Below are 7,496 nucleotides of genomic sequence, written 5' to 3' on the forward strand. Positions count from 1 at the left end.
CCCATCAATCCGCTTCCCCAATCAATGTAAAAGCCGCCCAATTGCTGGGTTGAGGATTCAGCCGCATCGTCGCTAACATCGCCTGCCGCAGTGCCGCCGCTTTATCGGAATTCTGCTGCAATTGGCGGTAAAATTCTGTCATTAAATCCGCTGTCGGTGCGTCGGGCACAAACCACAGCGATACCACAATACTCGAAACTCCGGCAGAGATAAACGATCGCGACAACCCGAGCACCCCATCCCCCGAAATCGTTCCCCTGCCGGTATTGCAAGCGCTCAGCACCACCAATTCCGCGTTCAGCTTCAGGTGAAAAATCTCCCCAGAAGTCAGCAAACCGTCGCCTGCTGCATCCCCTTGATGTAGGGGCGGTGCCCCCGTGCCCGCCCCGGTTGGGGGAGTGCGATCGGGTGCAAGCGCGATCGCACCCGGTACTCCCAAATTCCGATCTTGAAGTTCGTTGAGCAATCCGTGAGTCGCTAAATGAATGATTCTCGCTTGCGACATCTTCTGCGCGATCGCCCTTTCCGTAGCATCCTTGCCGACAACTGCTTGCGTTCCGAGTATGCTCGCAATTGCGATCGCTTCTTTTTCTGCCCCCGGCAAAGGACTCAAAGGTGTCGGCGCCTCATCCGGGATCGATCGAATGCTGGGCATTGTCGGATTTCCGACTACCAATACTTGCGAGTTCGGGTGCGATCGCAGGCGCTGCCGGTGCTGGCGAGTTAAATCTAATACTTGAATTGAAGGTGCAATTGAGATAGTATGTTTTTCTATTATATAATTGCCTGCGGCATCTTGTAAAGCTGCAAAAGGAATTAAAAACAGCACACCTTGGGGGATAAAAATTACCCGCTCGCCCTCATTTTTTGGTAAAATATTTGCGATCGGTTCTATCAATAATTTATAGGTTTCATGCAGGTGGCGGTTGATTCTCCGAGCTGAAACCTTTGCTGAATTATTGCCACTTTCTGCGGCGCGAGCATCCGGCGCCCCTCCGCGATTTCTGCCCGTAGCTGCTGCTACTAGCGTATTCTTCGCCGCCTCAGACAGGGAAATATTTAAATTGCTAGTATCAATTTGGCGGAAGGCAATATCGCCACCAGGTGCGATCGCCCAGACATAAACTTTTTCATCAACAATTGAATATTCAATTAATGTTGCTTTTTGCTCCGCAGCAATCCGTTTAATTTGTGCTAAGTTTGGCGGTTTGGACGCCGCCAACTGCTCGGATTTCTCCGTTCCCAAACGAGAAGCCAACAGCTCGGCAAATGCTCGCGCCCTGCCTCTTTCCGCAATTTCTAAAGCTGCTTCAGTTTTGTTTTGAGCAATCAAAGCTTGCTGCAAAAAACTGTAAGTTTCAGCTTGCCTTTCAAACAGCGATACTTTATTTTCGTCAGTCAATCCCGGTCGCAGCGATTCCCAAACTTCCACCGCCGCCATTAATTTCTTTGTTGCTTCTTCAAAGCTGCCGCTTTTTAACAAAGTTGCGCCGATATTGCTGAGAGTATAGCCTTCGCCCGAAGTATTATTTACTTCCCTAAAAACGGTTAAAGCTTGCTCGTAGAATTGCAGCGCTGTTTGATAAGAATTTTGTTGTCGGTGAACTGTTCCCATGCGGTCGAGGGTGACAGCTTCTCCGGGGCGATCGCCGATTTCCCGCCGAATTGCCAAAGCTTGTTCTAGAGATACCAAAGCTTTGGGATATTCAGCGAGATTGCTGTAAGCAAAACCGATATTAGTTAAAGTTCGACCCACTCCCATGCGATCGCCCGCTGCCTCCAAAATCTCCAGCGCTTGTTTGTAGTAAGATAAAGCTTCTGGATATGCACCTTGATTGCCGTAATTTAGTCCAATGTTATTGAGAGTTGTACCTTTGCCTCTACCGTCATTTACTTTCTCAAAAATTGCCAAAGCTTGTTGGTAGAATTCCAGAGATTTTTGATACTGACCGAGATTGTCGTAAACTGCCGCCATGTTATTGAGAGTTGCCGCTTCACCCACCGCATCTTTCACTTCGCGCCGCAGCGTCAAAGCTTGCTGGTAAAATTCCAAAGCTTTTTGATACTGACCGAGATTGCGGTAAACTGCCGCGATGTTTGTCAGGGCTGTGCCTTGCTCTTTCCGAGCCTTTTGCTGTTGAAAAATTGTCAGTGCTTGCTGATAGTAATTCAGCGCTTTTTGCGACTCGCCTAGATTGTTGTAAACCAAGCCAATTTGGTTGAGCGTTGCTGCTTCTGCCTGGGGTTCGCTAATTTGCCTGAGAGTTGCCAAAACCTGCTCGAATGCTTTCAAAGCTGCACGGAATTGACTTTTGTTTAATTGCTCGGTAGCTGCTTGATAAAGCTGTTCTGCTTCCGACTTTTTGGTGGCGCGAACTGTTGGGGTTTGTGCCAGAGATATTTGAGGACAGAAAAAGAGCACCGGAGATGGAGACGCCCACAGCAGCAGCGTTGCACTCGCTAACAACAGGCATCGGGTATAAAATGTTTGGCAGTCGATTGCCACAAGCAGCTTTTATTCTAGGGATTATAATGAGTGTAGATGATTTTCGGTAAATTTACGCATACATTATGAGCAAATTTAACAATTCTAAAGACTGGGGCGATCCGGCGGCGGTGCTAGCGGGAATTTTCAGCATCAGCAGTGTCTTGATTTTTCCAGTCTTAGCCCAATCTACCCGCGAATCCCAGAGCGTTTTTCAGCCCTCTTCCGTGCTTGACTCCCCTCAGCGTTCCGGCGGCAATATTGCGGATACTCTTGCTAGAGAAAGCGAATTCAAAACACTTACTTCAGCTTTGGCTGTTGCTGGTTTGACGGATACGTTGAAACAAGAGGGGCGTCCTTTAACAATTTTCGCTCCTACCAATCAAGCTTTTAGGAAAAATGCTGCCGTCTACGCGCAGCTACTCCAGCCGCAAAACAAGGATAAATTAGCGAGAGTTTTGAAATATCATTTAATTGCTAGCAGCGTCACTCCTGAAGACGTGAATAAAGGGGAAATCAAAACTGTTGAAGGCGGCACGGTGAAAATTAGTGTCGCGCCTGATGGAGTGATAATCAACGATAATGTTAAAGGAGTTCAACCGTCAATTGAAGCTAGCAACGGCGTAATTGTGCGGGTAGACAATTTACTTTTACCCCCGGATTTTCAACCTTGAAGCAATTTTTAGGTTTGTATTAGGTTCGTATTAAGTTCGTATTGGGTTCGTAGTTGCGCTTTAGCGCTGAAGCGCAACTACGAATTTTTTTTACTCCTTTGGACTCGAAGAATTAGTATTATTGAACCGCGAAGACGCGTTCGGCGAAGCCGTTCCCGAAGGGTAGGACACGAAGAATCAGAAAGAAGAAGGAAGAAGTAGATAATCTTCTACCGGGAAGGGAGTAATGTGCGATTTTACCTGAGGCCTCAGCGCTGAAGCGCAACTACGAACCTTTTTTAAGGTTTGGATGTGGAAGATTGGCATTTCAGGCAGCAGGATTCTATTTCCAATTCCCCACTAAAACGTAAGGTGCCCAGAAATATGGATGCTGGTATTTACTATCTTTCAACAGCTTTACCTGAGCGCGGCGCAAAGCTTCAGCTTTATTCACATTCTGATTTGATTTAGCTAGTTCGCTGTAGAATTCGCTCATAAACACAGCCGTACTTTCATCGTTAACTTGCCACAGCGTCGCTAGGGTGCTGCGGGCGCCCGCGCGCACCGCAACTCCCGCCAATCCCAAAGCGGCTCTGCTGTCTCCCGCTACGGTTTCGCAAGCGCTTAAAACGAGCAGTTCGATCGGTTTTTTTCGATCTGTTACTCGCAGCAAGCCATCTAAATCTTTAACATTAATTTGTCCGTTCCAGTCGAGAATAAATGTTCTTTCAGCGTTGGAACTAAACTGTCCGTGTGTTGCGATGTGAACTACAGGATAAGGCACTCGATTGATAATAGCTTGCAGGTTGGCTTTGGTAAAATTTTCATTTTCGCGCTTGTCATTATTCGGCAGTGTTTCGGCAATATCGTTCAATTCTCTTTGGACACCGGGCAGCGGATTGAGATTGTTTGCTTGAAAGCTGGGGGCATTAGTTGCACCGGCAATTAAGGCTCTTAACTGCGCTTGCGATAGAGGTTGTGGGTTTAGCAGTTGCAAACCGGGTGTGAGGGCGATCGCATATTTTTCTACTAAATATTGACTGCCGTCGTGCAGCACTGCCATCGGGATATTTCGCAATTCGCCGTCGAGGACAAAAACTAATATTTTGGCTTGGCTCTCTTGCAGTCCAGTTTCGATCGGGCGGATCAACCAATCATACACTTTTTGAGTTAAAGGCAAAAAGTTATTGCCGCTGGCTGTCGATTGAATTGAGGCATTTTTCTCGCCCGAGCGCAATTCTATTAAAGTATTTTCTAGTTCTTGTTGAGTGACAACCTCACTGTTGTTATTGGGGTTCTTTGGAGTGTACAAAAGCAGCTTGCCGCCGGGCAAGCGGACTATTACTTCTAGCTGCTGTTCGAGGATAATTGGATAGATAATTGCAGCAGTGCGATCGACTTCATCGATTTGTTGGGTTTTGACATCGACGCACGCATCTTGAAAGAAGTTGTTGAGTTCCGCTATTTGCAGAGATTCGATTACATTTCTAGCTTGTTTCAGCGATTTTTGGCTGTCATCAATTTTGCCTTTACTGATGAGAGATTTGGCGACTTGCAAGTTCAATGCGACTAATTGGCGGTAAACTGGTTCTACGCTATCCCGGAATGAAAATTGCACTTCGGGATTGATAGCTACTAAGTCGCTGCGGAGCGATTGCAAATTTTCAAAAGCATTGGTGTAAGCTACAACTGCCGTCTCAATATACTTTTCGGCTGCTTCTGTATTTCCCAAGCTTTTCTCGATATCTGCTTGCGCTTTGCGGATGCGTCCCAACTGCCAGAAATATTGATAGGTAATGTCCGCTGCTTTGGAGGCTGAAACTAAGTTTAAAGCTTGGTTTGTCAAACTTTCTGCCGGTTGCCACAGTTTCGATCTTTCGTACAGAGTTCCTAAACTGCCAACCGCATAAGCTTCTGCTTTTTTATCGCCCAATATTCTAGCTTGTTCTGCTGCTTTTGTCAAGATTTGATTGATCTCGCTAGCTGTTGGCAATTGTAAAGGCAATCTTGCTGCGGTTGCCCCTCTTTTGCTCAGTTTGAAATAACTTTGAGCTAAGTTAATTTGAGCGTAAATTCCGCCTCTACTAACTGGCAAGTTATTAATTTCCGTTTGAATTGACGGCCACAAATCCCGAGCCTTTGTTAATTCGCCGTCTCCGATCCACGGCTGGCTTTCTAACAGCAAACTGAGTTGATTGAGTTGTGCTTGAATTTGGGCTGTTAGAGATGGAGATAGCTGTGCGGCTTCGCGGTAAAAGTTTAAGGCTGCTTGAGTTTTTAAGATAAGTATTGTGGTATCTTGGTCTTGGGGAGGAAGCAAGATTTGTCTTTCCACAAATGCTCTGGCTGTATTGCCCAAACTCAGCGTTGCTGTACTTTCCTCTAGGGGCGATCGCAAATTCCGGGCAACCGTTAAACTCGATTCTAAAATATTTTGAGATAGCTGCAAATCGCCGATCGCTCGCAGAATGTCTCCGAGGCCGTGCATTGCATCAAATTTCAGCAGCGAATCCGGCCTGTTTGCGATAATTTCTAACTTTTTGGTTGCAGTTTCTGGCGGTAATTCGTTTAAAGTTTTACAGTCTGGGATATCCAGCTCAAAAGCCTTGAGTAAAGTTTGGCAAGCTCTGGGGTAAAGTCCTAAATCTTGCAAAGCTTGGGATTGATTTATCTGATTTTGAATAGCAGCGTCTTTGTTCCCGATTTGAGTATAAATTTCGGCGGCTTTTTGCCAAGTTTCGATCGCAGTTTGTGAGTCTCCGCTGGCTCTTTGCAGCCGCCCTTGAATGTCGAGGCTTTGTGCGACGATCCGCTTTTGCTCTGAGGTTTTTTCTAATTTTTGCAGCAGATTGATGCTTTGGCCGATCGCAGTTTTTGCCTGAGTCCACTGTCCGAGTTGCTGGTAGGTGAGCGACAGATTGCTGAGTGCCATTGCTTGATTTAAACTGTCGCTTTTGGCGGCAAATGCAGCAGCGGCTTGTTGCCAGATATTCGCAGCTCGATCGAACTGTCTCTGTTCGTAAAGTGTTTTAGCCTGCTGTACGAGTTGGGATGTATTCTGTTGAGCTTGAATAATTGGGATTTGAGCTGTTGCCGAGATTACTGGCGGTACTGCCGTTGAGATGATAAATAATAAAGTAAGTGCGATCGACCATTGTCGAGTGTAGAGTCTTTTGATGGCTCCAAACAGAGAGCTACTCCCCGAAATATCGAGTATTTTTTGAATTTTTCCCGTCTGTTTACGTGCCATTTTCGGTTCTCAACTACAGTTAATCTGGATCGATCCCCATTGTCCTCAGCCTCTCGGCTAAACGCTCTGCTCTCTGGCGCTGTTGTTCGGCTTGCTGCTGGGCGATTTCTTTCTGCTGGCGCTGTTGTTCGGCTTGCTGCTGGGCGAGTTCGGCTTGCTGCTGGGCGAGTTCGGCGGTCGTCGGAATCCAACAGCCACTAGCATCATACCAGCGCAGCCACGATCGCTCCAAACCTTCAAAAGCACCTTGCCAAATTCCCAAACCCAATTCGATCTCCGGCATCCACACCCGCGGCTGAGTTAAAATTAATTCTTGATAGCGATCGCCCGCTAACACAAAAGCCCGGAGATTATTGGTGGCTCCATCAAATACTATATAGTAAGGAACCCTGAGAATCTGTTCGTAAACTTGCCATTTAGTCGGAGGTTGAGCGACTCCTCTGACTGTTTGTCCCAAATCTTCGTTTTCTGTTCCCGGCGACACCAGTTCCACTACCACAAAAGGATTGACTTCTTCTTGCCAAATCACGTAAGATTTCCGCAATTCTTGCTGTTGGTAAAGCCTGTCAACCCCGACGACGCCAAACCAATCAGGCCTTTTGTACCACTGAGTGTGGTTCACATCAAAGTAGAGATTTAAGTCGCTGGCAATAAAAACTCGATCGCTTGGATAATTACTAGGTTTAAAAGTATATTCTAAGCCGCGGGATTGCCAAAGATGAAATAGATCGGGCAAACCAGAATCCTCCGGGTGTTCGCTGGGAAGATCGTACATCGTCGGGAGTACGTTTTTTGGGGTTGGGGACTCTTCGGTTTGATACATAGTTGCTTGCCTCCTAGCTGCCGATCAAAATTACGCTAATTCACGCCGTGCGATCGATAAATTTAACTTTTTTTGGCATTAACTTTAGATTAACCTATCGGCGAAGGGGCGATCGTACCCAGCAGCAAAAATGCGATCGTCGGTTACTATAACACGTTTCCCTAAAATTGCATCATTATTCATCAATCTTAATCATTATTGTTTTGGCGGCTCTTCTGGAGTCAAGGTGATCAGCAAAACTAATTAGAAAAGCAAGCTAATAGCCTCGCCCGAAAGTTATCAAAG

Annotated in this window: 4 protein-coding genes; 1 reads left to right on the forward strand and 3 read right to left on the reverse strand. The window is 46.5% G+C overall.

Annotation, left to right across the window (positions count from 1 at the left end; all coding sequences use genetic code 11):
- Positions 1-4 precede the first annotated feature (4 nt).
- Complete coding sequence (locus QUA54_RS30250; RefSeq protein WP_333418265.1) at positions 5-2,506, reverse strand: CHAT domain-containing tetratricopeptide repeat protein; 2,502 nt, start codon at positions 2,504-2,506, stop codon at positions 5-7.
- 65 nt (positions 2,507-2,571) lie between these two features.
- Here QUA54_RS30250 and QUA54_RS30255 point away from each other — a divergent pair, with 65 nt between their 5' ends.
- Positions 2,572-3,159, forward strand: a complete 588-nt coding sequence (locus QUA54_RS30255) for a fasciclin domain-containing protein (RefSeq protein WP_333418267.1) — start codon at positions 2,572-2,574, stop codon at positions 3,157-3,159.
- A gap of 322 nt (positions 3,160-3,481) precedes the next feature.
- Here QUA54_RS30255 and QUA54_RS30260 read toward each other — a convergent pair whose 3' ends face one another.
- Together QUA54_RS30260 and QUA54_RS30265 are read right to left on the reverse strand one after the other, a co-directional pair.
- The gene (locus QUA54_RS30260) at positions 3,482-6,388 is read right to left on the reverse strand and encodes a CHAT domain-containing protein (RefSeq protein WP_333418269.1); all 2,907 of its coding nucleotides are present in this window, start codon (positions 6,386-6,388) and stop codon (positions 3,482-3,484) included.
- 19 nt (positions 6,389-6,407) lie between these two features.
- Complete coding sequence (locus QUA54_RS30265) at positions 6,408-7,211, reverse strand: Uma2 family endonuclease (protein ID WP_333418271.1); 804 nt, start codon at positions 7,209-7,211, stop codon at positions 6,408-6,410.
- Positions 7,212-7,496 lie beyond the last annotated feature (285 nt).

It is taken from the genome of Microcoleus sp. MOSTC5, from assembly GCF_036701825.1.
Classification (GTDB): Bacteria; Cyanobacteriota; Cyanobacteriia; order Cyanobacteriales; family Microcoleaceae; genus Microcoleus; species Microcoleus asticus.

Coding starts and splice junctions, on each gene's coding strand:
- QUA54_RS30255 (WP_333418267.1), top strand. CDS start 2,572: ATGAGCAAATTTAACAATTCTAAAGACTGGGGCGATCCGGCGGCGGTG.
- QUA54_RS30260 (WP_333418269.1), bottom strand. CDS start 6,388: ATGGCACGTAAACAGACGGGAAAAATTCAAAAAATACTCGATATTTCG.
- QUA54_RS30265 (WP_333418271.1), bottom strand. CDS start 7,211: ATGTATCAAACCGAAGAGTCCCCAACCCCAAAAAACGTACTCCCGACG.